This is a genomic window from Bradyrhizobium sp. 17 (genome assembly GCF_023073515.1).
In the GTDB taxonomy this organism is placed as follows: domain Bacteria; phylum Pseudomonadota; class Alphaproteobacteria; order Rhizobiales; family Xanthobacteraceae; genus Bradyrhizobium; species Bradyrhizobium canariense_D.
The window spans coordinates 67,082-91,976 of the sequence record NZ_JADPJQ010000073.1; the positions used below are offsets into that span (position 1 = coordinate 67,082).

26 protein-coding genes are annotated in these 24,895 nt (G+C 65.6%); 14 read left to right on the forward strand and 12 right to left on the reverse strand.

Going from position 1 to position 24,895, the window contains the following annotated elements; genetic code table 11:
* Positions 1-9: 9 nt before the first annotated feature.
* The 4 genes from uvrB to IVB13_RS14120 all read right to left on the reverse strand — a co-directional run bounded on the left by uvrB (position 10) and on the right by IVB13_RS14120 (position 4,645).
* Positions 10-2,985: an excinuclease ABC subunit UvrB gene (gene uvrB, locus IVB13_RS14105; protein WP_247489256.1), complete on the reverse strand. Its 2,976-nt coding sequence runs from the start codon at positions 2,983-2,985 to the stop codon at positions 10-12.
* Positions 2,986-3,086: 101 nt separating this feature from the next.
* Positions 3,087-3,317, reverse strand: a complete 231-nt coding sequence (locus IVB13_RS14110) for a hypothetical protein (protein WP_018453534.1) — start codon at positions 3,315-3,317, stop codon at positions 3,087-3,089.
* 58 nt (positions 3,318-3,375) lie between these two features.
* Positions 3,376-3,603: a hypothetical protein gene (locus IVB13_RS14115; protein ID WP_007596778.1), complete on the reverse strand. Its 228-nt coding sequence runs from the start codon at positions 3,601-3,603 to the stop codon at positions 3,376-3,378.
* A 124-nt stretch (positions 3,604-3,727) separates the two neighbouring features.
* Positions 3,728-4,645: a LysR substrate-binding domain-containing protein gene (locus tag IVB13_RS14120; protein WP_018453535.1), complete on the reverse strand. Its 918-nt coding sequence runs from the start codon at positions 4,643-4,645 to the stop codon at positions 3,728-3,730.
* A gap of 122 nt (positions 4,646-4,767) precedes the next feature.
* Between IVB13_RS14120 and IVB13_RS14125 the strand changes: the two genes are divergently transcribed.
* The 3 genes from IVB13_RS14125 to IVB13_RS14135 all read left to right on the forward strand — a co-directional run bounded on the left by IVB13_RS14125 (position 4,768) and on the right by IVB13_RS14135 (position 6,586).
* Positions 4,768-5,547, forward strand: coding sequence for a sulfite exporter TauE/SafE family protein (locus IVB13_RS14125; protein WP_026232549.1), 780 nt, complete (start codon positions 4,768-4,770; stop codon positions 5,545-5,547).
* Positions 5,544-5,774: a hypothetical protein gene (locus IVB13_RS14130; RefSeq protein ID WP_018453537.1), complete on the forward strand. Its 231-nt coding sequence runs from the start codon at positions 5,544-5,546 to the stop codon at positions 5,772-5,774. The genes IVB13_RS14125 and IVB13_RS14130 overlap by 4 nt, the downstream gene beginning before the upstream one ends.
* A 113-nt stretch (positions 5,775-5,887) precedes the next feature.
* The gene (locus tag IVB13_RS14135; protein WP_247489259.1) at positions 5,888-6,586 is read left to right on the forward strand and encodes a glutathione S-transferase family protein; all 699 of its coding nucleotides are present in this window, start codon (positions 5,888-5,890) and stop codon (positions 6,584-6,586) included.
* A gap of 69 nt (positions 6,587-6,655) precedes the next feature.
* Here IVB13_RS14135 and IVB13_RS14140 read toward each other — a convergent pair whose 3' ends face one another.
* The gene (locus IVB13_RS14140) at positions 6,656-6,847 is read right to left on the reverse strand and encodes a cysteine-rich CWC family protein (protein WP_247489261.1); all 192 of its coding nucleotides are present in this window, start codon (positions 6,845-6,847) and stop codon (positions 6,656-6,658) included.
* Between the two features lie 114 nt (positions 6,848-6,961).
* Between IVB13_RS14140 and IVB13_RS14145 the strand changes: the two genes are divergently transcribed.
* The 3 genes from IVB13_RS14145 (at position 6,962) to IVB13_RS14155 (ending at position 10,205) form a co-directional block, all read left to right on the forward strand.
* Positions 6,962-8,581 (forward strand): DUF1800 family protein, encoded by a 1,620-nt coding sequence (locus tag IVB13_RS14145; protein WP_247489263.1) that lies wholly within the window; start codon positions 6,962-6,964, stop codon positions 8,579-8,581.
* 2 nt (positions 8,582-8,583) lie between these two features.
* On the forward strand, positions 8,584-9,801 hold the full coding sequence (locus IVB13_RS14150) for a DUF1501 domain-containing protein (RefSeq protein ID WP_026232550.1): 1,218 nt from the start codon (positions 8,584-8,586) through the stop codon (positions 9,799-9,801).
* Positions 9,802-9,881: 80 nt separating this feature from the next.
* Positions 9,882-10,205: an antibiotic biosynthesis monooxygenase gene (locus IVB13_RS14155; protein WP_007596764.1), complete on the forward strand. Its 324-nt coding sequence runs from the start codon at positions 9,882-9,884 to the stop codon at positions 10,203-10,205.
* A gap of 18 nt (positions 10,206-10,223) precedes the next feature.
* Here IVB13_RS14155 and IVB13_RS14160 read toward each other — a convergent pair whose 3' ends face one another.
* From IVB13_RS14160 to IVB13_RS14185, 6 genes are all read right to left on the reverse strand, one after another.
* Positions 10,224-11,162 carry an aldo/keto reductase gene (locus tag IVB13_RS14160; protein ID WP_247489265.1) on the reverse strand — a complete coding sequence of 313 codons (939 nt, stop codon included), beginning with the start codon at positions 11,160-11,162 and terminating at the stop codon, positions 10,224-10,226.
* 274 nt (positions 11,163-11,436) lie between these two features.
* A complete protein-coding gene (locus tag IVB13_RS14165) occupies positions 11,437-11,892 on the reverse strand; it encodes a GNAT family N-acetyltransferase (protein WP_018453542.1) in 456 nt (151 codons plus the stop codon).
* Between the two features lie 66 nt (positions 11,893-11,958).
* Positions 11,959-12,771, reverse strand: a complete 813-nt coding sequence (locus IVB13_RS14170) for a PAS-domain containing protein (RefSeq protein WP_247489267.1) — start codon at positions 12,769-12,771, stop codon at positions 11,959-11,961.
* Positions 12,772-12,900: 129 nt separating this feature from the next.
* Complete coding sequence (locus tag IVB13_RS14175; protein WP_018453544.1) at positions 12,901-13,095, reverse strand: hypothetical protein; 195 nt, start codon at positions 13,093-13,095, stop codon at positions 12,901-12,903.
* Between the two features lie 36 nt (positions 13,096-13,131).
* A complete protein-coding gene (locus tag IVB13_RS14180) occupies positions 13,132-13,308 on the reverse strand; it encodes a hypothetical protein (protein WP_007614766.1) in 177 nt (58 codons plus the stop codon).
* 155 nt (positions 13,309-13,463) lie between these two features.
* The gene (locus IVB13_RS14185; RefSeq protein WP_018453545.1) at positions 13,464-14,114 is read right to left on the reverse strand and encodes a glutathione S-transferase family protein; all 651 of its coding nucleotides are present in this window, start codon (positions 14,112-14,114) and stop codon (positions 13,464-13,466) included.
* Between the two features lie 635 nt (positions 14,115-14,749).
* On the opposite strand from IVB13_RS14185, the gene IVB13_RS14190 reads away from it, so the two are divergent.
* The 8 genes from IVB13_RS14190 to IVB13_RS14225 all read left to right on the forward strand — a co-directional run bounded on the left by IVB13_RS14190 (position 14,750) and on the right by IVB13_RS14225 (position 23,558).
* Entirely contained in the window at positions 14,750-15,952 is a 1,203-nt protein-coding gene (locus tag IVB13_RS14190; RefSeq protein WP_007596745.1) for a pyridoxal phosphate-dependent aminotransferase, read from the forward strand.
* 160 nt (positions 15,953-16,112) lie between these two features.
* Positions 16,113-16,592 (forward strand): DUF992 domain-containing protein, encoded by a 480-nt coding sequence (locus tag IVB13_RS14195; protein WP_026232551.1) that lies wholly within the window; start codon positions 16,113-16,115, stop codon positions 16,590-16,592.
* A 168-nt stretch (positions 16,593-16,760) separates the two neighbouring features.
* On the forward strand, positions 16,761-18,809 hold the full coding sequence (locus IVB13_RS14200) for an elongation factor G (protein WP_026232552.1): 2,049 nt from the start codon (positions 16,761-16,763) through the stop codon (positions 18,807-18,809).
* Positions 18,810-19,161: 352 nt separating this feature from the next.
* Positions 19,162-19,434, forward strand: coding sequence for a helix-turn-helix transcriptional regulator (locus IVB13_RS14205; RefSeq protein WP_007614761.1), 273 nt, complete (start codon positions 19,162-19,164; stop codon positions 19,432-19,434).
* 109 nt (positions 19,435-19,543) lie between these two features.
* A complete protein-coding gene (locus IVB13_RS14210; RefSeq protein WP_018453548.1) occupies positions 19,544-21,298 on the forward strand; it encodes a SulP family inorganic anion transporter in 1,755 nt (584 codons plus the stop codon).
* Positions 21,299-21,392: 94 nt separating this feature from the next.
* A complete protein-coding gene (locus IVB13_RS14215) occupies positions 21,393-22,226 on the forward strand; it encodes a shikimate dehydrogenase (RefSeq protein ID WP_204512354.1) in 834 nt (277 codons plus the stop codon).
* Between the two features lie 66 nt (positions 22,227-22,292).
* Positions 22,293-22,919, forward strand: coding sequence for a hypothetical protein (locus IVB13_RS14220; protein WP_247489269.1), 627 nt, complete (start codon positions 22,293-22,295; stop codon positions 22,917-22,919).
* Between the two features lie 15 nt (positions 22,920-22,934).
* A complete protein-coding gene (locus IVB13_RS14225; RefSeq protein WP_247489271.1) occupies positions 22,935-23,558 on the forward strand; it encodes a hypothetical protein in 624 nt (207 codons plus the stop codon).
* 116 nt (positions 23,559-23,674) lie between these two features.
* On the opposite strand, the gene IVB13_RS14230 is transcribed toward IVB13_RS14225, so the two are convergent.
* Positions 23,675-24,811, reverse strand: a complete 1,137-nt coding sequence (locus tag IVB13_RS14230) for an alpha-hydroxy acid oxidase (RefSeq protein WP_018453552.1) — start codon at positions 24,809-24,811, stop codon at positions 23,675-23,677.
* Positions 24,812-24,895 lie beyond the last annotated feature (84 nt).

The window sequence follows — 24,895 nt, forward strand, 5'->3', positions numbered from 1 at the left end:
CGCGCCCCCTTACCTCTTCTTCCACCCACCCCTATGCCCCGGCGCCCCACCGCTCGACCTCGGCGATGGCCCGAACTCCGGCCCTGACTGCCTTGAATCCGTCGGCTGGATGATGCGGCTCTCGCCACCGAACGGCTTCGACGGCAGCGCGCGGTCGCCCCGATATGGCAACGATTCCGGGCCGTGCATCTCGTCGAGATGCGGCTTGTGGATTCGCGAGCCCTTGCTGCCGCTGGCCTTGAGCGCTGTGGCGGCGCTCTTGTTCTTCAGCGCGCTGACCGGCAAATTGGCGGCGTCGCCGTATTTCTTCGCGCCCGCATAGGCTCCGGCCTTGCCCTGCACCGTGCGCTGCTTGACGGTGGGATCGTCGACCACCGCGAGCTCGGTGGCGCGCAGGCGCTTGACCTCGTCGCGCAGGCGCGCGGCTTCCTCGAAGTTCAGATCGGCGGCGGCCTCGCGCATCCTCGTCTCGAGATCGCCGAGCACGGCTTCAAAATTGTGGCCGATCGAGATGACGTCGTCGGTCATGTCGTGGCCGCCGATCTCGACCAGCACGTGATCGCGCTCGTAGACGCTGTTCATGATGTCGCCGATCGACTTCTTGATGCTCTCCGGCGTGATGCCATGCGCCGTGTTGTACTCGACCTGCTTCTCGCGGCGGCGGTCGGTTTCGGCGATGGCGCGCTCCATCGATCCCGTCATCTGGTCGGCATAGAGGATCACCTTGCCGTCGACGTTGCGCGCGGCGCGGCCGATGGTCTGGATCAGCGAGGTTTCGCTGCGCAGGAAGCCTTCCTTGTCGGCGTCGAGGATCGCGACCAGCGCGCATTCGGGAATGTCGAGGCCTTCGCGCAGCAAATTGATGCCGACCAGCGCGTCGAACGCGCCGAGCCGCAGATCGCGAATGATCTCGATGCGTTCGATGGTGTCGATATCGCTGTGCATGTAGCGAACGCGAATGCCCTGCTCATGCAGATATTCGGTGAGATCCTCCGCCATGCGCTTTGTCAGCACCGTAATCAGCGAGCGATAGCCGGCCTGCGCCGTGGCCCGGACCTCGCCGACGAGATCGTCGACTTGGGTGCGGGCCGGGCGGATGTGGACCGGCGGATCAATCAGACCGGTCGGGCGAATCACCTGCTCGACGAACACGCCGCCGCTCTCGTTGATCTCCCAGGCGCTGGGCGTCGCGGAGACCGCGATGGTCTGCGGCCGCATCATGTCCCATTCCTCGAAGCGCAGCGGGCGGTTGTCCATGCAAGAGGGCAGCCGGAAGCCATATTCGGCGAGCGTCGCCTTGCGGCGGAAGTCGCCGCGGAACATGCCGCCGATCTGGGGAACGGTGACGTGGCTCTCGTCGGCGAACACCAGCGCGTTGTCGGGCACATATTCGAACAGCGTCGGCGGCGGCTCGCCGGGCAGGCGCCCGGTGAGATAGCGCGAATAGTTCTCGATGCCGGCGCAGCTTCCGGTTGCCTCCATCATCTCGAGGTCGAAGGTGGTGCGTTGCTCCAGTCTTTGCGCTTCCAGCAGGCGGCCCTGGTCGTGGAGCTGGTCCAGCCGCATCTTCAATTCGGATTTGATCGACTTGATCGCCTGCACCAGCGTCGGGCGCGGCGTCACATAGTGCGAGTTGGCGTAGATCTTGATGAATTCGAGCTCGTCCTGCTTGTGGCCGGTGAGCGGGTCGAACTCCTCGATGGTCTCGACGGTGTCGCCGAACAGGTTCACGCGCCAGGCACGGTCTTCATAGTGCGCCGGGAAGATGTCGATGACATCGCCGCGCACGCGAAATGTGCCGCGGGTAAAATCGGCCTGGGTGCGCTTGTACTGCAGCGCGACGAGGTCGGCGATCAGCTGGCGCTGGTCGATGCGCTCGCCCTTCTTCAGGGCAAAGGTCATCGCGGTGTAGGTTTCGACCGAGCCGATACCGTAGATGCAGGACACCGAGGCAACGATGATGACGTCGTCGCGTTCGAGCAGCGCGCGCGTCGCCGAGTGGCGCATGCGGTCGATCTGCTCGTTGATCGAGGAGTCCTTTTCTATGTAGGTGTCGGTGCGAGGGACATACGCTTCCGGCTGGTAATAGTCGTAATAGCTGACGAAATACTCGACCGCGTTGTCGGGGAAGAAGCTCTTGAACTCGCCATAGAGCTGGGCGGCGAGCGTCTTGTTCGGTGCCAGGATGATGGCGGGCCGCTGCGTCGCCTCGATCACCTTGGCCATGGTGTAGGTCTTGCCGGAGCCGGTGACGCCGAGCAGCACCTGCGAGCGGTCGTTGCGGTTGATGCCCTCGACCAGCTCGGCGATCGCGGTTGGCTGGTCGCCGCGCGGCTCATATTGCGACTTGATCTCGAAGCGCACGCCGCCTTCGGACTTTTCCGGGCGCGGCGGCCGATGCGGGGTCCACACCCTGGTGGAGCCGTCGTCCTTGCGGAACTCCGGCCGGCCCTCGCGGATCAGCGATTCCAGCGCGTCGGCGGTGGCCTTGACGCCGAGCGCCTCCATCTTGCTGCGCGGCGGACGAGCCAGGGCTTCGGCATCGTCCTCTTCCGTCGGGAGGCCGAGCTGACGCGCCAGTTCCGGATCGAGCGTCGGTATCGTGGCCGCGGTTCCGTAATTGGCCTGCGGCGCCTCGTCGAAGCCCGCGTCGCGGGCGCCGGGCGGCTGCGGATTGGGCCGCAGCGGCATTGGCCTCGTATTGTCCTGCGGAAACTCTTTCCGCGTCGAGGCCCGCGCGCGATGCGCGGCGGCCTCGCCTCCGGAGCGGCGGTCGCGCGAATTGTCCGGCGGCGGCTGCAGTCCGGTGCCCGATCCGAGCCCGGCATCGCCGCGATTGATCGCGGGATTGAGCAACTCGGCCAACGCCGGCCCGATCGGCTGCACGTCGGGGCGAGACGCCTTGGAATTCGGCGCCTTCGCGTTCGGAGCCTTGGCCTTGGGGGATTTGCCGGATTTTTCGAAGGATGCAGGTTTCTTCGCCATGCTCCGAATATGGGGCGAGTCCGCCTCGCAATAAAGAGCGAATGCCCGGCAATGCTCAGACTGCTGACAGCAGGTTGGCAGCAGGCCTTGGGATCTTGCGATCAGGCCGCCGGCAGCGGTCCCTCATCGTCCCCGGCTGCCTGACGCGGCTCGAGGATGTCGAGATGGATGCCGCCGCAATCGGTGCAGCGCATGGTCCAATACTCGCATCCGGCACGGCCGCCGATCACGCGGAGCACCGTGAGATCGCCCTCGCATTCCGGGCAGCTGGACAACACATTGCGGGTGTAAATCCTCGGCCGCGGCGTGTCTTCGAATTCGATGACTGACATGACCGATTTCCCCCTTTGACCCTGCGCCGTTCCTTGGTTCGCCTGCAGTCCCGCTCGCTTATTCGTCGTCGCTGTCGTCGGCCCGCCGGCGGAAGCGATCGATGTGGTGCTTGGCATGGGCAATCGCGGCATCGGGATCAGGCCAGGCGAAGCCGACTTCCATGGCCGGAAACAGCACGCCGTCGATGGCAACCGGGCTGAAATCGGCACGCCGGATCCGGGCGTGCCACAGCCCCTGGCCAGCTTCGAAGGATTCGATGTCAAAGCCGTCGTAAAGGGTCGTCATTGCAGTCCCCAAAATGTTTTATTCGAGCGCCTTGTTGGAGGGTCAGGGGACCACGTTTGCGGATTTCAGGATGTGAAGCCGTTCACAAGCGGCGGGCTTTTTTTGCCAAAGTCCGATAGCAGCGTCAGTTCCGCGCGCTGGTGCGGCCGGGCCGCCGGACGGGACGGGCGGCGGGTTCCGACGCCGCGCGCATGATCCACCGGCGGAACGCGGCAAAGTCGCGCTGCTCGGTCTGGAAGCTGCGATAGAGCAGGTACCAGCGCATGCCCTTCGGCACCGAGAGCTCGAATGGCGCCACCAACCGGCCGGCGGCGAGGTCGTCGTCGATATAGGGTCGGATGCCCATGGCGATTCCGAGCCCGTCGGCGGCAGCCTGAAGCGCCTGGCCGTAGAACTGGAACTCCGGTCCCCGCGCGTTGACGCGCGCGAGGTTTGCGGCCTTGAGCCAGATCGGCCAGTCCTCGGGCGAATGCGCGACGCGGATCAGGCTCGGTGCCTTGAGATCGGCCGGGCGCTTCAGCGAGGAGGCGAGGCGGGGCACGCAGACCGGCGTGAGGTCGCCGGCGAACAGCGGTTCGGCCACCAGCCCCGGCCAGTCGCCGGTGCCGAGCTGGATGCCGCAGCTCCAGTCCTCGCCGAACGGCACCGACGCGCCGCCGGTGGTGAAGCGCACCTCGATGTCGGGCTCTTCGCTGCGAAACTCCGACAGGCGCGGGATCAGCCAGCGCATCGCAAAGGTGTGGCCGATGCCGATGGTGAGCACGCGGACGCTCGAGGGCGCCGTCACCTGCGCGGTGAGGCTTGCGAGCGCATCGAAGATCGGCGTCAGCCCGCTCTGATAGGCGCGGCCCGCCTGCGTCAGCAGCAGCTTGTTGGCCTTGCGCTCGAACAGCGCGACGCCGAGCCGTTCTTCCAGGATGTGCACCATGCGGCTCACGGCGGCTGCCGATACGCTCAGCTCGAGGCCGGCCGCGGCAAAGCTGCCGGCCCGCGCCGCGGCCTCGAATGCCTTGATGCCGTTGAGAAACAGCAAGCGCCGCAAATGACCGACCCTCAGGAAAGCTGATGCCAGGCCAAGATAACTCAGTTTGCGTAGACGGGGCAAGCGGGGCACGTTTCCTTCGCTTCGCGCCGCGAGCGGGGAGAAGGTCGGGAGATTTTTACGTGACGCCCATCATGATCGCTGCCCTTGGATTGCTGATGGTCGGCACCGCGTTCCTGTCGGGGCTGTTCGGCATGGCGGGCGGGCTGATCCTGATCGGCGTGCTGCTGGCCTTGATGCCGCTGCCGACCGCGATGGTGCTGCATGCGATCACGCAGATGACCTCGAACGGCTGGCGCGCCTTTCTCTGGCGGACGCATATCCGCTGGCGCCCGGTCGCGAACTATATGGTCGGCGCGGCCGTCGCGCTCGCGGCGTGGTCGCTCACGCGCTACGTACCGGACAAGCCGGTCGCGCTGCTGCTGCTCGGGATCACGCCGTTCATGGCCCGGCTGCTGCCCGCCAACATCAAGCCGGATCCCGACCGTCTCTGGCAGGGCACCGTCTACGGCACGATCTGCATGGGCCTCATGCTGATGACCGGCGTGTCGGGGCCGCTGCTCGACACCTTCTTCCTCGGCGGCGATTTCGGCCGGCGCGAGAAGGTGGCGACCAAGGCGATGTGCCAGCTCGTCAGCCATTTCAGCAAGCTGATCTATTTCGGCGGCGTGATCGACCAGGCGGCGACGCTCGATCCCGTGCTCGCGGCCGTCGCGATCGCAGCATCCATGCTCGGCACCACGCTGGCGCGGCGCATCCTCGAAGCCATGACCGATCAGCAATTCGTGGCCTGGTCGATGAAGCTGATCACCACCATCGCCTGCTACTATATCGCCTATGGCAGCTGGCTGCTGGTCCGCACGCCGGTGCTGGCAGCCTTCGACAAGGGAGGTTTGCAATGAGCGAGACTGCCGACCCGCTGGTGCTGGACTTCGTCGAGTGGGTTGCGCGCGAGCCCCGCGCCTATGCCGAGGTGATCGCGACCTGGAAGACGTCGTGCCCGCGCCTCACCATCTGGGAAGACGCCGCCGACCGCGGCTATGTCGCGCGCGAGACGCTGCCCGGAATGGGGCTGGTGATCGCGGTGACGGAGGACGGCGAGAGGCTGCTGCGCACGAACGGGCGCTAGCTCTCCACATCCGTCGTTGCGAGCGCAAGCGAAGCAATCCAGAATGCTTCCGCGGCGGCAGTCCTGGATTGCTTCGCTTCGCGTGCAATGACGGAATACCGGGAGACCCTTTCATGTCGCTCAAACTCTTCGAACTCGTCGGCACAGACGCCTCGCGACCGTTCAGCCCGTTCTGCTGGCGCACGCGAATGGCGCTGGCGCACAAGGGCCTTTCGGCGGAAACGTTGCCCTGGCGCTTCACCGAGAAGAGCGCGATCGCGCCACATGGCTCGGAGAAGGTTCCGGTGCTGCTGCATCACGACCAGCCGGTGGTCGATTCCTGGACGATCGCGATCTATCTCGAAGACAAGTTTCCGGATCGTCCGTCGCTGTTTGGCGGCGAGGGCGGGCGCGCCATGGCACGCATGCTCAATGTCTGGGGCGACATCGCCATCGTCGGCGACATCTTTCCATTGATCATCGCCGACATTCCCAACAATCTGGATGAGGTCGACGCCGCCTATTTCCGCCAGTCGCGCGAGGCCCGTTTCGGCGGCAAGAGGCTGGAAGAGATCATGGCCAGCCGCGATGCCGGCGTGGTCGCCTTCCGCAAATCGCTCGAGGTGATGCGGCAGACCCTCAAGAAGCAGCCCTTCATCGGCGGCGCCGCACCGAACTATGCCGACTACATCGTGTTCGGCGGTTTTCAGTGGGCGCGCGCGACGAGCCCGTTCAAGCTGCTGGAAGCGGACGACCCGGTTTACGCCTGGCGCGAAAAGCTGCTGGATGCGTTCGACGGCATGGCACGGAAGTCCCCGGGGCATCCAGTGTAGTTGTCGCGAGCCGTCTCTCCTCAACGTCGTCCTGGCGAAAGCTAGGACCCATACCGCGGACGCGGAGGGTTATGTTGCCTCCGCCGCCGCACGCAAGCACTCCCGGCACAAGCAATCCTCGCCCTTGACCGGCATCGGCAGCCGCGCCGTTTCTTCCGCGCACCAGCAGGTGCCGGAGAGGTCGCAGCCGAACTCGGCGCCGCAACGAGAGCAGGCGAGGCGGCGGGGTTGCTGCGCCGGAATGTCTTGCCGATTTGTCATGATTTGCGCAAAAGCCGGGCTGTCGTTTTCATGCCGGGTTCATCTCCCGCTGCGGTATATTAGGCCTCGCGCACGTATCGGGAAAGCGGTTGGCAGCGCGCGAAGGACATATCGATGGCCCGCGATTCGCAAGCCGCGCTCGTCGCGCTCAACCGTTTCGGCTTCGGCGCCCGCGGCGGCGCATCCGGCGATCTCATCAACGCGGCCTCCGATCCTCGCGGCTTTGTGAAGGTGGAACTCACTCGTCCCAACGGTGTGCTGCTGGAGGCGCCGGGCCTGCAATCCGCGCCGCAGCTCGGGCAGGCCGTGTTCGCCTATCAGGATCAGGTCAAGCAGGCGCGCGAGGCCGCCGCGAAGGCCGGCGCGCCGACTGAAGCGCCGTTGCAAGCGCCGGCCGATGAGAGGCCCGGACCGCGCCGCAATCTCTCGCTGAACGCCGTGGCAACCGAGATCGCCGGCCAGATGGCCGAGGCCAAGCCCGGTAACAATAAGCCGGCTGACAACAAGCCGGCTGACAACAAGCCGGCTGACAACAAGCCGGCGGACAATATGGCCAAGCCGGACACTATGCAGCCCAACGCGGCCGCGCCGCCTGCCCCAAAACCCGCCCCGCAGCCGCTCAACGTCATCCAAAAAACCTTTCGCGCCGAGGCACTGGCGCGGTTGCAGCGCGCGACGCTGGTCGAGTGCGGCTTCACCGAACGGCTGGTCGTGTTCTGGTCCAACCATTTCTGCATCTCCGCCAGCAAGGGCGAGCTGGCGCGGATCTGGGCCGGTGCGTTCGAGCGCGAGGCGATCAGGCCGCATGTGCTCGGACGTTTCGCCGACATGCTGAAAGCGGTGGAGCAGCATCCGGCGATGCTGTTCTTCCTCGACAACCAGCAATCGCTCGGACCGGACTCGCGCGCGGGCCAGAACCGCAAGCGCGGGCTGAACGAAAATCTCGCGCGCGAGATCATGGAGCTGCATACGCTCGGCGTCGGCGGCGGCTATACGCAGGACGACGTCACCTCGCTCGCGCGCATCATCACCGGCTGGACCTTTGCTGGCCGGCAGGGACAGCTGGGAGCGCCCGGTTCGTTCGTGTTCAACGTCAATGCGCACCAGCCCGGGCCGCAAATGCTGCTCGGCAAGACCTACGAGCCGACCGGCCTTGCGCAAGGCGAAGCCGCCCTCGCGGACATCGCACGCCATCCCTCGACCGCGAGCTTCATCGCCACCAAATTCGTCCGCCACTTCGTCGCCGACGATCCGCCGCCGGCGCTGGTGGCGCGACTGCGCGATGTCTTCATCAAGACCGACGGGGATCTCAAAGCGCTGGCAACCGCACTGGTCGATTCCGACGAGGCGTGGAAGGCGCCACTGACGAAGATGCGCAGCCCTTATGATTTCCTGGTCGCGAGCGGCCGGCTGCTCGCGCGCGTGCCGGAGGATCCCGGCGCCTATCTCAACAACCTCAATCTGCTGGGCCAGCCGCTGTGGTCGCCGGCCGGCCCGAATGGTTTCGCCGACACCAATGCCGCCTGGGCTGCGCCGGAAGGCATCAAGCTCCGGCTCGACATTGCCGCGCAAATGGGCGCGCGGCTTGGGCCCAACATCGACCCGCTCGATTTGTTGGAATTTGCCGCCGCGGATGCGGCCTCGATCGAAACGCGGCGGACCATCGAGCGCGCGGAGTCGCGGCAGCAGGCGCTGGCGCTGCTGTTGATGTCGCCCGAAATGCAGAGGAGATGATGATGATCGACTGCGTCGAGAACCGGCTCCTCACCTCGCGGCGCGGCCTCCTGCTTGGCGGCGCCTCGTTCGCGGCCTGGGCTTACTTGCCGAAATTCGCGCGCGCCGCGGATGGCCGCGATCCTCGCCTGATCGTGGTGATCCTGCGCGGCGCGCTTGATGGGCTTTCGACCGTCGCGCCCGTCGGCGATCCCGATTATGCCGGCCTGCACGGGGCGATCGCGCTCACGGCGGACGGTGCGCATCCCGCGATCATGCTCGATACTTTCTTTGCGCTGCATCCGGCGATGCCTGAGTTCGCACGCATGTATCGCGACAGGCACGCCGCGGTGATCCACGCGGTCGCGACGCCCTATCGCGACCGCTCGCATTTCGACGGCCAGGACGTGCTCGAAAGCGGCTATGCCGGCCCGGGGCGCGTGCAATCCGGTTGGCTCAACCGCGCGCTGGAAGCGCTGCCGCGCGGCGAGCGGGTGTCGAGTGCTCTTGCCGTCGGCCCGACCACGCCGCTGGTGCTGCGCGGCAATGCGCCGACCGTCGGCTGGGCGCCGGTGGCGCTGCCGCAAGCCGATGACGACACCGCAATGCGTCTGGTCGAGCTCTATCGTCACCGCGATCCCGCGCTGGCGGCTGTGCTGTCGCAGGGCCTTGCGCTGGAAAAGGCCGCGAGCGGCGACGACATGAAGCCGAAGCCGGGCAACGCGGTCGCGCAGATGCGGCAGGTCGCGCGCGGCGCCGCAAAACTGATGGCGTCCGACGACGGCCCGCGCATCGCGGCGCTCGCGTTCGATGGCTGGGACACGCACGCCAATGAAGGCGGCCCTGTCGGTCGCCTCGCATTCCTGCTCGGCGGGCTCGACGGTGCGCTCGCCGAGTTCGAAAGCGGCTTAGGGGAACGCTGGCGCGACACCGTCGTCGTGGTCGCCACCGAATTCGGCCGCACCGCGCGCATCAACGGCACAGACGGCACCGATCACGGCACGGGAACGATCGCGCTGCTCGCCGGCGGCGCGGTGAAGGGCGGCCGCGTCATCGCCGACTGGCCCGGCCTCAAGCCCGCCAACCTTTTCGAGGCCCGCGACCTCAAGCCCACCACCGATCTGCGCTCCGTGATCAAGGGCGTGCTGCAGGGCCAGTTCGGCCTGTCGGATCGCGTGCTGGCCGAGACGGTGTTTCCAGATAGCGCAAGCGCACGTCCGATGAAGGGGTTGGTTGCTTAACCTACGATTCCGGGGCCCGCACCTTGCGGCGCGTCCCGGAATGACGACATGATCGGCCGAACGTCAGGAGACCATCACCCATGTACATCGCCATGAACCGCTTCCGCGTCGCCAAGGGCTCCGAGGCTGCTTTCGAACAGGTCTGGCTTTCGCGCGATACTCATTTGGACAAGGTGCCGGGCTTCGTCGAGTTTCATCTGCTGCGTGGCCCCGAGCTCGAGGATCACACGCTGTACGCCTCGCACACGGTGTGGGCGAACCATGCGGCGTTCGAGGCCTGGACCAAATCGGATGCCTTTCGTGCCGCGCACGCGCGGGCCGGCGACACCAAGCCGACCTATCTCGGCCATCCCCAGTTCGAGGGCTTCGAGGTGATGCAGACGGTGGGGCGCGGCGCCAAGTAGCGCGCGCCGCCGCAAAGATCAGCCCAGCGTGATCTTGTCGATCTCCGCCATCTCCTCCGCACCGAGTTTCCACGCAATCGCCTTCACGTTCTCCTCGACCTGCGCGACGCGGGTGGCGCCGGCAATCACGCTCGACACTTGCGGGCGCGCGGCGAGCCAGGAGAAGGCGAGCTCGAGCATGCTGTGCCCGCGCGCTTTCGCAAATGCCGTGAGCTTCTCGACGATGTCCTCGTTGCGCGGCGTGACATAGCGGTCGCGTAATGCCGGTACCTTGCCGAAGCGCGTATCGGTCGGGGCGGCCGCGCCGCGCTGGTACTTGCCGGTGAGCAGCCCGCTTGCGAGCGGGAAGAACGGCAGCAGGCCGAGCTTGTACTCTTGTGCCGCCGGCAGCAGATCCTTTTCGATGTCGCGCACCAGCAGGCTGTATTCGTCCTGGCAAGAGACGAAGCGGCTGACATTCATCGCGCGCGCGGTGAACTCGGCCTCCGCTAGGCGCCAGGCCGGAAAATTGGAATTGCCGATGTAGCGCACCTTGCCTTGACGGACGAGATCGTCGAGCGCGCGCAGCGTCTCCTCCATCGGAGTCAGCGGGTCGTAATCGTGCTGCTGATAGAGATCGATGTAGTCGGTCTTGAGCCGCGTCAGGCTTGCCTCGACTGCGTTCATGTAGCGGCGCGAAGCGCCCTGCTTGGTTCCGTCGGCCGCCATCGGCTTGGAGAATTTGGTGGCGAGCACGATCTCCTTGCGGCGGTCGCCGAGCACGGTGCCGAGCACCGTTTCCGAACCGCCCATGCCGGCATAGATGTCGGCGGTGTCGAACAGCGTGATGCCGAGATCGAGCGCGCCGTGGATCACCTTGCGCGAGGTCTCCAGGTCCGTGCGCTGGCCGAAATTGTTGCAGCCAAGCCCGACCGCAGACACGCGCAGGCCGGAGGCGCCGAGATTGCGAATTTCCATGGGAGATCCCCGTCGGAGATGGGCAGGGGCGCATTGTGACCGCGGTGCCCCGCCGCAGCAAGCCGTGCGCCGCGTTGCTGCCATGCTGACAAGGCTGCCGACAAGGACTGCCGACAAAAAAATGCGGCCCCTGTCAGACGCGGCGACTGACGGGGACCGCTTTGGGGCGCTTGATCGGTGACGGGGGGCTGACCAGACGCAGCTGCAGCCTAGTCCCGCTATGTTACGCGCAGGTGACAGACAGAGTTATCCACAGGCGGCGCGATCGCGAGGATCAGAAGATCTTGCGATAGACGATGAACCCGGAACGCTCGGCGACCTTGTCGTACAGGCGCTGCGCCGTCACGTTGGTCTCGTGCGTCTGCCAGTACACGCGCGGCGATCCCATGAGCTTTGCGCGCTCGTAGACGCCGTGGATCAGCGCCGAGCCGACGCCCTTGCCGCGCGCGGCCTCGGTCGTGAACAGGTCCTGCAGATAGCAGGACGGCTCGATCGCGGTGGTGCTGCGGTGAAAGAGGTAATTCGTCATCCCGAGCAGGCGGCCGTCACTCTCGGCGACCAATCCGTGCACCGGCTCATAGGCATCGAAAAAGCGCTGCCATGTCACGCGCGTGATTTCGGGCGAGAGCGCGGTCGGACCGGAGCGGCCGTAGAAGGCGTTGTAGCCGTCCCACAGCGGCAGCCATTGATCGTAGTCCTGCCTGGTGACGGGGCGAATGGTGAGCGACATATGAAATTCCCGCGATCGATGAGGCGTCCTTCATACGTGATGATGGACGTGCTGATCAATCGCGCATCACTCCGCGACGCGCAGATACCGGATCAGCTTGCGGCCCGCGGGATCGCGCAGCGAGCGGTAGTAGTCGGCGCGGGACGGCGCATCGGTGTGGCGCACGAGGTCGGTCACCGGCGTGTAGCTCAGCATGCGGCCGCCGTCGGGCAGCGCGGCACAGACGAAGCGCAACACCTCGCCATTGCGCAAGGCGATGTTGATCGGCGTGGCATCGCCGATCCGGACCATCTCCATGCGCTGAGCGATGAAGGTGCCGAGTTCGTCCTCGGGCAATTCGAACGCGCCGGTGTCGCGGCCGTGATACATCAGCGCGACGAACGGCGGCTTGCCGTCGGCGATGTCGTCCGGCACCGCAAAATAATCGCGGAACGCGCGGTTGATGAATTCGGCGCGCATCTCGGCATCGAGCAGCACGATGCCGATATCGACCTGGTCGAGCGCGGCCGACAGCCGCGCGGCGATGGCGTGACTCCGACGCTCGGCGGCAAACGTGCCGAGCAGCCGCTGGCGCATCAGGCCGGTGATGCCTGCGGTGCCCGCGGCCGTCGCGGCCAGGAGGCCGAGCTGGATCATATCCGCCGTGGTAAGGCCTGCAACGCCGTGCCGGCTGAGGAGCAGCAGTGCCGCGCCGATGACGGCGATGGCTGCGCTGGCGACGGCGGAAGCGGGACCCGAGAGCGCGCCGGCGAGCGCCACGATGCAGACGAGCAGCGGCGCGGGGGAGGAAGCGGGGACGAAGCGATCGAAAAACATCGTCAGCAGCAAAGTCGCTGCCGTCAGCGCCGGACCGGAGATCGCACGCCATCCCAACCGCATGGGCCTGTCTCGCTCCTTCGTGAACGAGGTAAGGCGGCAACACTGACCGAAGATTGCGCCATTGCGATGCGGTTTCGCGCGGTGTGCTTAAGGTGCGCTTTGGGTCTCGCGCAAAGCTTTCGGATGATTTTAGACCAAGTGCGCGTGCTTGAGACGTTGTTGCAGCGCGGGCGCATTCAGCTTCGATGTCCCCTGGCCCTTGCGCGTGCCGACGAAGATCAACAGCGATGCCGCGACCAGGATGGCCGCGGTCAGGGTGATTGCAACGATGACCACAGGTGATTTCATCGACGTCCTGTCGCGATGCCGGTCGGCGCGGGCCATGCGGCGCCTTGAAGGCGGGTCCAGGATGAGCGGGAATCAGACCGGCAGACCCATCGCCATGGTCGCCTTGGTCGACAGCACCGTCAGGGTGACGATCAGGCACAGCGAGAGCGCGGCGACGGCGAGCGAGGCCGCGACCGCGTTGGTCAGCCGGGAAGACGAAACGGTAGCGGGTGGGCCCTGAAAGCCTGCCGTGCCGGACGCCCGAATCATGGTCTAAATCCTTCAACGCGCGAGCGAATCACCCGCGACATCGAACAATTTCACTGTTGCAATCGGCAATATTGCGGCGGCCAATCGAGCGAAAATGGCGAGATTGCGGCAATGGTGACCTTTATGCCCGCTATTTGCCAGAGCGTGATCGCCCCTCAGGCACCAGCAGCGATGCTGGCGGGGTCCTCGATGTCGGCCGGCCGCCAGTCCATTGCGACGTAGCCGGGGGCCGCTTCCACGCGCTTCAGCCAGTCCCGGATCGCCGGGAAGGTCGAGAGGTCGAAGTCGCAGCGGTCGGCGAGGTGGGTATAGCCGTACAGCGCGATGTCGGCGACCGTGAGCTGGCGGGCGGCGAAATAGGCGTTGGTCCTGAGATGATTCTCCATCACCTGGAGCGCGCCATAGCCGCGCTCCATCCAGTCCTCCAGCGAATGAGTCTGGAGGTCGCGGCCGCCCCTCACCAGCGACAGCCAGAAATAGGCCGCGCCGATGTTCGGCTCCAGCGCGTGCTGCTCGAAGAACATCCATTGCAGCGCGTCGGCGCGATCGATGCGGTTCTCCGGCGCGAGCGGCGTGCCGACGGCGACGTACCAGAGAATGGCGTTGGACTCGGCGAGATAGCGGTCGTCGCCGACCTCGAGCAGCGGCACCTGGCCGGATGGGTTCTTGGCCAGGAAGTCCGGGGTGCGGCTCTCGCCGCGCAGAATGTCCACCTCGACCGCTTCGTAAGGCAAGTTCAGCAGCGCCAGCGCAAGGCGGACCTTGTAGCTGTTGCCCGAGCGCTGCATCGAATAGAGCTTGTACATTCTGGGGATGATTCCGGACGACGGGAGGGCGCGGCGCTTGTTGCCCCGCAACGCGGCTAAACAATGATGCCGATGCGAATCCGCCGCAAGACCCGGCCAATAGAAAAACTCGAAAACCCTACCGCATTGCAATGCGGCGGAAGATCATTTCCGTGCGACCATCCAACTCAGTTCACGCTTGCGTCAACGCGCAAGTGCGTTGCTCGACGCGATCGTGTGCGAGCACCGCGGTCGCGTTTTGGGCACTGAAGCTTCCGCATCGTCATGGCCCGGCTTGTCCCGGCCATCTACGCGCTGCACACGGCACGAAGAACGTGGATGCCCCGGGCCTTCGCCTCGCCGAAGCGGCTTCGGCCGCGCAGGCGAGACAGGCCCGGGCATGACGACGTTCTCGTTTCATAGCCCGCGAAGGCCGCAAAATTGCTCCGAGGACACGCGTTGTCGGATATGAGGGGTTTGCGCGGCAAAGTTACGGAATATTGCGGGAAATCGCGGCTCGAAACGCCAGACACGTAAACTTTTGCGGGATCGGACCGAAGTTTCTTGCGGTGCAACGGCACTCGTTTTAGGGTGGTTCATTCCCACAATCGGAGTCGTGAAGCCAAAGGGTTCACGACGCTTGTCAGGAGATGACGATGTCCTTCCTTGCCGCTGCGCTCGACCGTGTGAAGCCGTCCGCGACCATCGCGGTCACGGATAAAGCACGTGCGCTGAAAGCGGCGGGCCGCAACGTCATCGGTCTCGGCGCCGGCGAGCCCGACTTCGACACGCCCGCGAACATCAAGCTGGCCGCGATCCACGCCATCGAAGCCGGTAAGACCAAGTACACCGCGGTCGACGGCATTCCCGAGTTGAAGGAAGCCATTATCGCCAAGTTTCAGCGCGAGAACGGCGTCGTCTACAAGGCGAACCAGATCATCGTCGGCACCGGCGGCAAGCAGGTGCTCTACAACGCGCTGATGGCAACCATCAATCCGGGCGACGAGGTGATCATCCCCGCGCCGTACTGGGTCAGCTATCCCGAGATGGTGGCGCTCGCCGGCGGCGAGCCGGTGCCGGTGGTCTGCACCGCCGCGACCGGCTTCAAGCTCCAGGCCGAGGCACTCGAGCGCGCGATCACGCCGAAGACCAAATGGGTGATCCTGTGCTCGCCGTCGAACCCGACGGGAGCTGCCTACACCAGGACCGAGCTGAAGGCGCTCACCGACGTGCTGGTCAAGCATCCGCATGTGTGGGTGATGACCGACGACATGTACGAGCACCTCGTCTATGACGACTTCCAGTTCACCACGGTCGCGCAGGTCGAGCCGAAACTCTACGACCGCACGCTCACCGTGAACGGCGTGTCGAAGGCCTATTGCATGACCGGCTGGCGCATCGGCTATGCCGGCGGTCCGGCGCAGCTCATCAAGGCGATGTCGACGATCCAGTCGCAGTCGACCTCGAACCCGTCGTCGATCGCGCAATGGGCCGCGGTTGAGGCGCTGAACGGTCCGCAGGACTTCATCCCCGCCAACAACAAGGTCTTCAAGGAGCGCCGCGATCTCGTCGTCTCCATGCTGAACCAGGCCAAGGGCATCGAGTGCCCGCGGCCCGAGGGCGCCTTCTACGTCTATCCGTCCTGCGCCGGCACCATCGGCAAGACCGCGCCGTCGGGCAAGGTGATCGACAATGACGAGACGTTCGTCACCGAACTGCTGGAGACCGAAGGCGTCGCCGTGGTGCAGGGTTCGGCCTTCGGCCTCGGCCCCGCGTTCCGCATCTCCTACGCGACCAAGACCTCGGACCTCGAAGACGCCTGCAAGCGCATCCAGCGCTTCTGCGGCAATCTGCGCTGAACTCACAGACATGAAGTGACATCAAAGGGCCCGCGCAATGCGGGCCCTTTTTCTTTCAAGTCTGCACGATCTGGCGCCACCGGAACTGTTGTGGCATAGACCATCGCGCGGCGTGTGCCGCGCCTCCATGCTCGCATCACATTCATCGCCGGAGATATTCATGCGCCGTTCACTCCTCCTCGCCGGGCTTGCCGTTGCGAGCCTCGTCGCCTCCGTTACGGGCGCCAGCGCGCAATCGCGGATGGTGCAGGTGGGCGTGCTCGAATGCCGCGGCGGCGCCAGCGTGGGCTTCATCGTGGGATCGGTGACCCATCTCGGTTGCGTGCTGCGCGTCGATGGTTTGCCGGACGACCGTTACGTTGCGACGATCCGCAAGGTCGGTCTGGATATCGGCATCACACAGGAGACGGCTTTGGCGTGGGGCGTGTTCGCGCCGGTGAACCGGCTCGGCCCGGGCGACCTCGCCGGCAACTACGCCGGTGCGCAGGGCAGCGCCTCGGTCGGTGTCGGTCTCGGCGGCAACGTGCTGGTCGGCGGCTCCAACAATTCGATCGCGCTCCAGCCGCTCAGCGTGCAGGGCCAGGTCGGCCTCAACGTCGCCGCCGGCCTCGAGAGCCTGGAACTCCGCCCGGGACGTTGAGACTCGGCGCCAGCCGAAGCGCTCCTCCTCAACCTCTCTCCGGGAGAGGAGGAAATACCGACGACGCACCGCAGCGATTTTTGATGCTTGCCAAATCTCGGGGACGGGCAGAGCATCAGCGTTTGCCGACCCAATCATGGGCCGAGCTCCACACCAAGGAGGCGGCGAATGGGACAAGACGTCAGAAGTCCCCGAGGTCCACGGTGCATCGCGCTGGTGGGCCCTTTCCAAAGCGGTAAAACCACACTTCTCGAAGCCATCCTGGCGCGAACGGGCGCAATCCCGCGCGCCGGCAGCGTCGATGCCGGAACCTCCGTCGGCGACGCCACGCCAGAGGCCCGTCATCACAAGATGACCGTCGGGCTGACTGCCGTCACCACGAGTTTCATGGGCGACAGCTACACCTTCCTCGATTGTCCCGGTTCCGTCGAATTTGCCCACGACATGCGCGCCGCGCTGCCTGCGGTCGATGCCGCAATCGTGGTCTGCGAAGCCGACGAGAAGAAGCTGCCGCAGCTTCAGATCATCCTGCGCGAGCTGGAGGAGCTGGAGATCCCGCGTTTCCTGTTCCTCAACAAGATCGACCGCGCCAACAAGCGCATCCGCGAGACGCTCGAGATGCTCCAGCCCGCCTCGCGCGTACCGCTGGTGCTGCGCCAGATCCCGATCTGGAAGGACGAACTGATCGAGGGCTTCGTCGATCTCGCGCTGGAGCGTGCGTTCATTTACCGCGAGCACAAGGCCTCCGAAGTGGTCGCGCTCCAAGGCGGCGATCTCGATCGCGAGAAGGAGGCCCGCTTTTCGATGCTGGAGAAGCTCGCCGATCACGACGATGCGCTGATGGAGCAGCTGCTCGAGGACATCCAGCCGCCGCGCGATGCCGTGTTCGACGATCTCGCCCGCGAATTGCGCGACGGGCTGATCTGCCCCGTGCTGCTGGGCGCCGCCGCACGCGAAAACGGCGTGCTGCGTTTGATGAAAGCGTTGCGCCACGAGGCGCCCGGTATCGCGGAAACGGCAAAACGTCTCGGCGTTCCCGAAACGAGGGACGCCCTCGGCTTCGTCTTCAAGACGTTGCATTCGCAGCACGGCGGCAAGCTGTCGCTGACGCGCATGCTCGCTGGCCATCTCGACGACGGTGCCACGCTGCAAGCCTCCTCCGGAGGGGCCAGCCGCATCTCCGGCATCCTCGCCGTCACCGGGGCCTACGACACCAAGCGTACCGCGGCGGAAGCCGGCGATACGGTGGCGCTCGCCAAGCTCGACCCGATCAAGACCGGCGACACGGTCTCGAGCGGCAAGATCCAGCCGGCAGCGCTAACCGCCGTAGAACCCACTCCGCCGGTGCTCGCGATCTCGGTTGCGGCCACCGACCGCAAGGACGACGTCAAGCTCGGCCAGGCGCTGATGCGGCTGCACGAGGAGGACCCCTCGCTCGTCTTCGTGATGAACGCGCAGACCCACGACACCGTGCTGTGGGGTCAGGGCGAGATGCACTTGCGCGTCGCGAGCGAGCGGCTGCGCGATCGTTTCGGCGTCAAGGTCGCTTCGCATCCCCCCGCGATCGGCTATCAGGAAACCATCCGCAAGCCGATCGTCCAGCGCGGCCGCCACAAGAAACAGTCTGGCGGGCATGGCCAGTTCGGCGATGTCGTGCTCGACATCAGGCCGCTGCCGCGCGGCGAGGGCTTCAAGTTCGCCGAGAAGGTGGTCGGCGGCGCGGTCCCGCGCAACTACATCGGCGCGGTGGAAGAGGGGGTCATCGACGGGCTCGCCCGCGGCCCGCTCGGTTTCCCGGTCACCGATTTGCAGGTGACGCTGACCGACGGCTCCTATCATAGCGTCGATTCCTCCGACCTCGCCTTCCGCACGGCGGCGCGGGTCGGGCTCACCGAGGGCCTGCCGCAATGCCAGTCGGTGCTGCTGGAGCCGATCCATGTGGTCGAGATCGTCTGCCCGACCGACGCCACCGCCAAGATCAATGCGATTCTGTCGGCACGGCGCGGCCAGATCCTCGGCTTTGACACCCGCGACGGCTGGAGCGGATGGGACTGCGTCCGCGCCATGATGCCGGAAGCCGAGATCGGCGAATTGATCGTTGAGTTGCGCTCGGCCACGGCAGGCGCCGGCAGCTTCACCCGCCAGTTCGACCACATGGCCGAAGTCACGGGGCGCGCCGCCGACCAGATCATCGCAGCGCATCAGCACGCGGCGTGATCGGTCTGCCGAAGTAAGGGACGCATCACTGTCTCACTCCCTCTCGCCGTTCTTACGGGGAGAGGGGTGGGGTGACGGGCTTCACAATGGGCGTGGCGAAGGTTGGACTCACGCTGCTCCTCCCAACCGTCAGTGTGAGCGCAGCGACTTGTCCGCCGAAGCTTTAGCGAAGGCGGAAGCAATCCAGTCTTTCCGCGGAGGAATTCTGGATTGCTTCGTCGCTTCGCTCCTCGCAATGACGGTGGAGACGGATGGCTCGCATGGCGAGCTTCCCCTTGCGTTCGGTTGATGTATTTTACATCATTGTGCATGCTCCAGACATCATTTATAATCTTTCATACGTGAGGCCAAGGTGATCACGTCGTTCCAGATGCGGGCAGCGCGTGCGCTGCTCGGCATTGACCAGAGGGCCTTGGCGGAGCTCGCAGGCGTTTCGCTGCCGACCATTCAGCGGATGGAGGCGAGCACCGGCAATGTCCGCGGCGTGGTCGAGACCTTGATGAAAGTGGTCGAAGCCTTTGATCGCGCCGGCGTCGAGCTGATCGGCGAACAGGCGCGCAGCGAAGGCGGCGGACGCGGCGTTCGGCTCAAGGAGCCGGGGCCGCCGCGTCGGGTGGGAGCATGATCCCGCAATGATCATGCTCGGGAGCAGTCTTAACTAACGCACCGTCGCGCCCCGATACGCGGCCGCACGATGCATCGGAGCGTTGTGGGCAGCGGAGCATTTTGCTGAAATGAGCATCACAGGCGAACACGCAGGCAAGCTGCACCAGCCTCGTCGGCCGACCTTTACCGAACTCTATCTGCCAAAGCTCGTCACCGTATGGCGCGAGGGCTATGGCTTATCGGATTTCCGTGCCGATGTGTTCGCGGGCCTCACGGTCGCGATCGTCGCGTTGCCGTTGTCGATGGCGATCGCGATCGCTTCGGGCGTGACGCCGGACCGCGGACTCTACACCGCTGTTGTCGGCGGCTTCATTGCGTCACTGCTCGGCGGCAGCCGATTCCAGATCGGCGGTCCGGCCGGCGCCTTCATTGTGCTGGTTGCGGCGACCGCCGACCGTCACGGGGTTGACGGCGTGGTCCTGGCCACGCTGATGGCGGGCCTGTTCCTGATCGCTGCGGGCTTCCTGCGGATCGGCACCTATATCAAGTTCATTCCATATCCTGTGACGGTTGGCTTCACGGCCGGCATCGCCGTCATCATCTTCGCCAGCCAGCTGCGCGATCTCGGCGGGATCACGCTCCTCGCGAAGGAGCCCAGCGAATTCGTCCCGAAACTCGTCGCGCTTGCCGGGGGCCTGCACACCGTCAATCCGTCGGCCGTCGCGGTTGCGATCGTCAGCATTGCCATCATCGCCGGCCTGCGACGCTGGCTGCCGTCCTGGCCCGGTATCCTGATCGCGGTCGTGCTCGCGGCGGTCGCATGTGCCGTGCTGTCGCTGCCGGTCGAGACCGTCGGATCGCGCTTCGGCGGCATTCCGCGGGAACTGCCCTCGCCAGCCTTGCCTGCATTCTCGCTCGCGAAGGCGACCGCCGTGCTGCCCGATGCGATCTCCTTCGCACTGCTCGCCGCCATCGAATCGCTGCTGTCGGCGGTGGTGGCCGACGGCATGACCGGACGCCGTCACCGCTCCAATTGCGAGCTGGTGGCGCAAGGTGCCGCCAATGTCGGCGCGGCGGTGTTCGGCGGCATCTGTGTCACGGGGCTGATCGCGCGCACGGCGACCAACATCCGCGCCGGCGCGCGGGGGCCGCTCGCGGGCATGCTGCATTCGGTTTTCCTGCTGCTGTTCATGCTGATCGCAGCGCCGCTCGCGAGCTACATCCCGCTGGCCGCGCTCGCCGCCGTGCTCGTCGTGGTGGCCTGGACCATGGCGGAGAAGCACGAATTCGCGACGCTCCTGCGCTCGTCATGGGGCGATGCCGTCGTGCTGCTCGCAACCTTCCTGCTCACCATCTTCCGCGATCTGACCGAGGGCATTCTGGTTGGCTTCGCGCTTGGCGCGGTCCTGTTCATCCATCGCATGGCGGAAATGACGGGCATCGAGGAACGATCGCCACTGGTGGCCGCCGATCGTCCCGATGACGATAATGGCGGGCGCGTGCCTTACGACCCCGCACTCGCGGTCGATCGCGACGTGCTGGTCTATCGCATCACCGGCGCGTTCTTCTTCGGCGCGGCCTCGGCGATCGGCAGCGTGCTCGACGGCATCGCCGACAAGCGCAAGGGTTTTGTGGTCGATTTCGCCGACGTGCCGTTCCTGGATTCGACCGCGGCCAACGTGCTCGGCCGCGTCGCCGCCAAGGCCCACCGCCAGGGCATCCGGCTGTTCATCACAGGGGCGTCGCCTGCGGTCCGCCGTGCGCTGCTCACCCATGGCGTCACGCCGCCACGCGCGCGCTATCGCGAGACCATCGCGCGTGCGGTCGCCGACATCAAGGGCGGCGCGGCGCTGCCCGCGGGTGGTGAGGCGGGCACGACCTGACGTCGAGCCTCTCCCGAGACGGCCCCGCGCGCTTGACAGCGCCTGCGGGACGCGAAATGGATCGCCTCCGAAACCACCCCAGGGGAGGACGACCGTGACCAAGGCTCCCGCAGCCTGCCTGATCGGATGGCCGGCCGCGCATTCGCGCTCGCCGCTGATCCATCGTTATTGGCTGCGCACGCTCGGGATCGAGGGCGGCTATGTCATCGAGGCGGTTCCACCCGATAATTTGCGTGACTTCGTCCTGCGGCTGTCGCTGCGCGGCTTCGTCGGCGCCAACGTCACCATCCCGCACAAGGAAGGCGTGCTCGAGCTGTCGACGCCCGATGCCCGCGCGCGAGCGGTCGGTGCGGCCAACACGCTTTGGTTTGCAGACGGCGAGCTGCGCTCGACCAACACCGACGTCGAGGGCTTTATCGGCAATCTCGATGCCAGCGCGCCCGGCTGGGACGCAGCCGAAGAGGCGCTGGTGCTCGGCGCCGGCGGCTCCTCGCGCGCCATCGTGTTCGGGTTGCTTGAACGCGGCATCAAGCGCGTCCATCTCGCCAATCGCACCGTCGGCCGGGCCGAGATGCTTGCAAGGCAGTTCGGGCCGAAGGTGCATCCTGTTGCGTGGGATGGCATCGACCACATTCTGCCGCGTGCAAAACTTCTCGTGAACACGACCTCGCTCGGCATGCACGGTCAGCCTTCACTCGACCTTGAAGTGGCGCGCCTGCCGGATGGCGCCGTGATCGCCGATCTCGTCTATGTCCCGCTGGTGACGCCGCTGCTGGCGGCCGCACAGGCGCGCGGGTTGAAGACCGCCGACGGGCTCGGCATGCTGCTGCATCAGGCGGTCCGCGGCTTCGAGCTGTGGTTCGGCCAGCGGCCGCAGGTCACGGCCGAGCTGCGTGCGCTGGTCGAGGCCGATCTCACAAAGACTTGAGAGAATAGCGCGTAATCTCCGGAGTTCTATGTCCGTAGGGACAATAGGGCGCAATCGGAGACCATCATGTCTGTTCAACGTGCAACTTTCACACGTCCGCTCATCGCCGTCGCGATGGTGGCCGTCTCGACCCTCTCGGCCCTTGCGCAAAGGGCGCCGGTGCCGACGCGCGTGCGAGGCACGATCGAAAGCGTCAATGGCGACACGATGCAGGTCAAGGCGCGCAGCGGCGAGGATGTCAAGCTGCACATCGCCTCCGACGTGAACGTGTCGGGCATTACGAAGATTTCACTTGCCGACATCAAGCCCGGCTCCTTCGTCGGCGCCACCACCGTGCCGGGATCGGACGGCGGCGCGAACGCGGTCGAGGTGCACGTGTTTCCGGAGAGCATGCGCGGCACCGGCGAGGGCTCGCGACCCTATGACCTCAAGCCCAATTCCAGCATGACCAATGCGACCGTGTCGGAGAGCGTGGTCGGCAATGACGGCCATACGCTGCTGGTCAAGTACAAGGACGGCGAGAAAAAGGTGTTCGTCGCCGACAATACGCCGGTGGTGACCTTTGTGCCCGGCGACAGATCCGATCTGAAGGCCGGCGCCAAGGTGATCGCCTTCATGAAGCAGCTGCCGGACGGCTCTTTCGAAACCAACCGCGTCAGCGTCGGCCGCGACGGCCTGACGCCGCCGATGTAAGTGGAGAATAACAACATGTCGAAGAGAACCTGGATATCACGCCTCGGCGTGGCCGCGTTCGCCGCCTGCATCGTCACGTCATCTGCCCTGGCGCAGCAGACGCCGACGGTGCGCATCCGCGGCACCATCGAGAGCGTCGACGGCAACACGCTCGGCATCAAGACCCGCGAAGGAACCGACGTGAAGGTGCGCATGACCGACAACGTCGCCGTCTTCGCGGTGGTGAAGACGTCGTTGTCGGAGGTCAAGGACGGCTCCTATATCGGCGTCACCGGCCTGCCCGAGCCCGACGGCACCCAGAAGGCGATCGCGGTGCACATCTTCCCCGAAAACCAGCGCGGCGCGGCCGAAGGTTTTCGTCCCTGGGATGCGCGCGCCAACTCGACCATGACCAACGCCACCGTGGCGCAGACGGTGAAGGGCACCGACGGCCAGAACATCACGGTCAAGTACAAGGACGGCGAGAAGAAAGTCGTGGTGCCGCCGGACACGCCGATCGTCACCTTCGTCGCCAGCGACAAATCCGAGCTCAAGCCCGGCGCCAGGCTGATCATTTTCGGCGCGGTGAAGAAGGACGATGGTTCGCTTGAGGCCAACCGGGTGAATGTCGGCCGCGATGGGGTGACGCCGCCGATGTGAGGGCGAACGCTGAAATCTTAGGGTGGGCAAAGGCGCGAAGCGCCGTGCCCACCCTACGATTTGCGAATTGGTGGGCACGCCTCGCTTTGCCCGCCCTACGGCACTGCCGCTGCGGTTCACATCGCGATGATATGTTCGTCGATTTCGTCAATCCGGTTGACGCCGCACAGGCCCATGGTGGTGAGCAGCTCCTTCTGGATGATGTCGATCGCCTTGGCGACGCCGGCCTGGCCGCCGGCGCCAAGGCCATAGGCGTAGGCGCGGCCGATCATGCAGGACTTCGCGCCGAGCGCGAGCGCGCGCATCACGTCCTGGCCGGAGCGGATGCCGCCGTCGAACATGATCTCCATCCTGTCACCGACCGCCTCGGCGATCTCGGGCAGCACCTCGATCGATGACGGCGCGCCGTCGAGCTGACGGCCGCCATGGTTCGAGACGACGAGAGCCTGCGCGCCGGTCTTGGCGGCTTCCTCGGCGTCCTCGACGTCCAGAATGCCCTTGATGATCAGCTTGCCCGGCCAGATGCTGCGGACCCACTCGACGTCCTTCCAGTTCAACGACGTGTCGAACTGCGAGGCGGTCCATTCGGCGAGGCGATTGAGGTCCTCGGTGTTCTTCACGTGGCCGGCGATGTTGCCGAAGGTACGGCGCTTGCCCCGCAGCACGCCGGAGACCCACGCGGGCTTTGTGGCGAAATCCAGAAATTTAGACATCGTCCACTCGGGGGGGATCGTCATGCCGTTCTTGATGTCCTGGTGGCGCTGGCCGATGACCTGGAGATCGACGGTCAGCACCAGCGCGGAGCATTTCGCCGCGATCGCGCGCTGGATCAACTCCTTGATGAAGCCGCGGTCCTTCATCACGTAGAGCTGGAACCAGAACGGCTTCTCGACATTGGCCGCGATGTCCTCGATCGAGCAGATCGACATCGTCGACTGCGTGAACGGGATACCGGCCGCTTGCGCGGCACGGCAGGCATGGATCTCGCCATCGCCATGCTGCATGCCGAGCAGGCCCACCGGCGCGAGGATTAGCGGCATGGTCGAGGGCTCGCCGAGGATCGTGGTCGCGGTGTCGCGTTTGGAGACGTCGACCAGAATGCGCTGGCGGAACTTAATCGCCTGCATGTCTTCGCGGTTGGCGCGCAGCGTTTCCTCGGCGTAGGAGCCGCGGTCGCAATAATCGAAGAACGCCTTCGGCACGCGGCGCTGATGCAGTGTGCGAAGATCGTCGATACAGGTGATGTGCTTCATGAACGTTTCCCGGCCCGTCTTGTCGGAAGAGTCTTGTATGGGAAGACTCTTGCATCGGAAGATCGAGGGGTCATCTAGCATGGT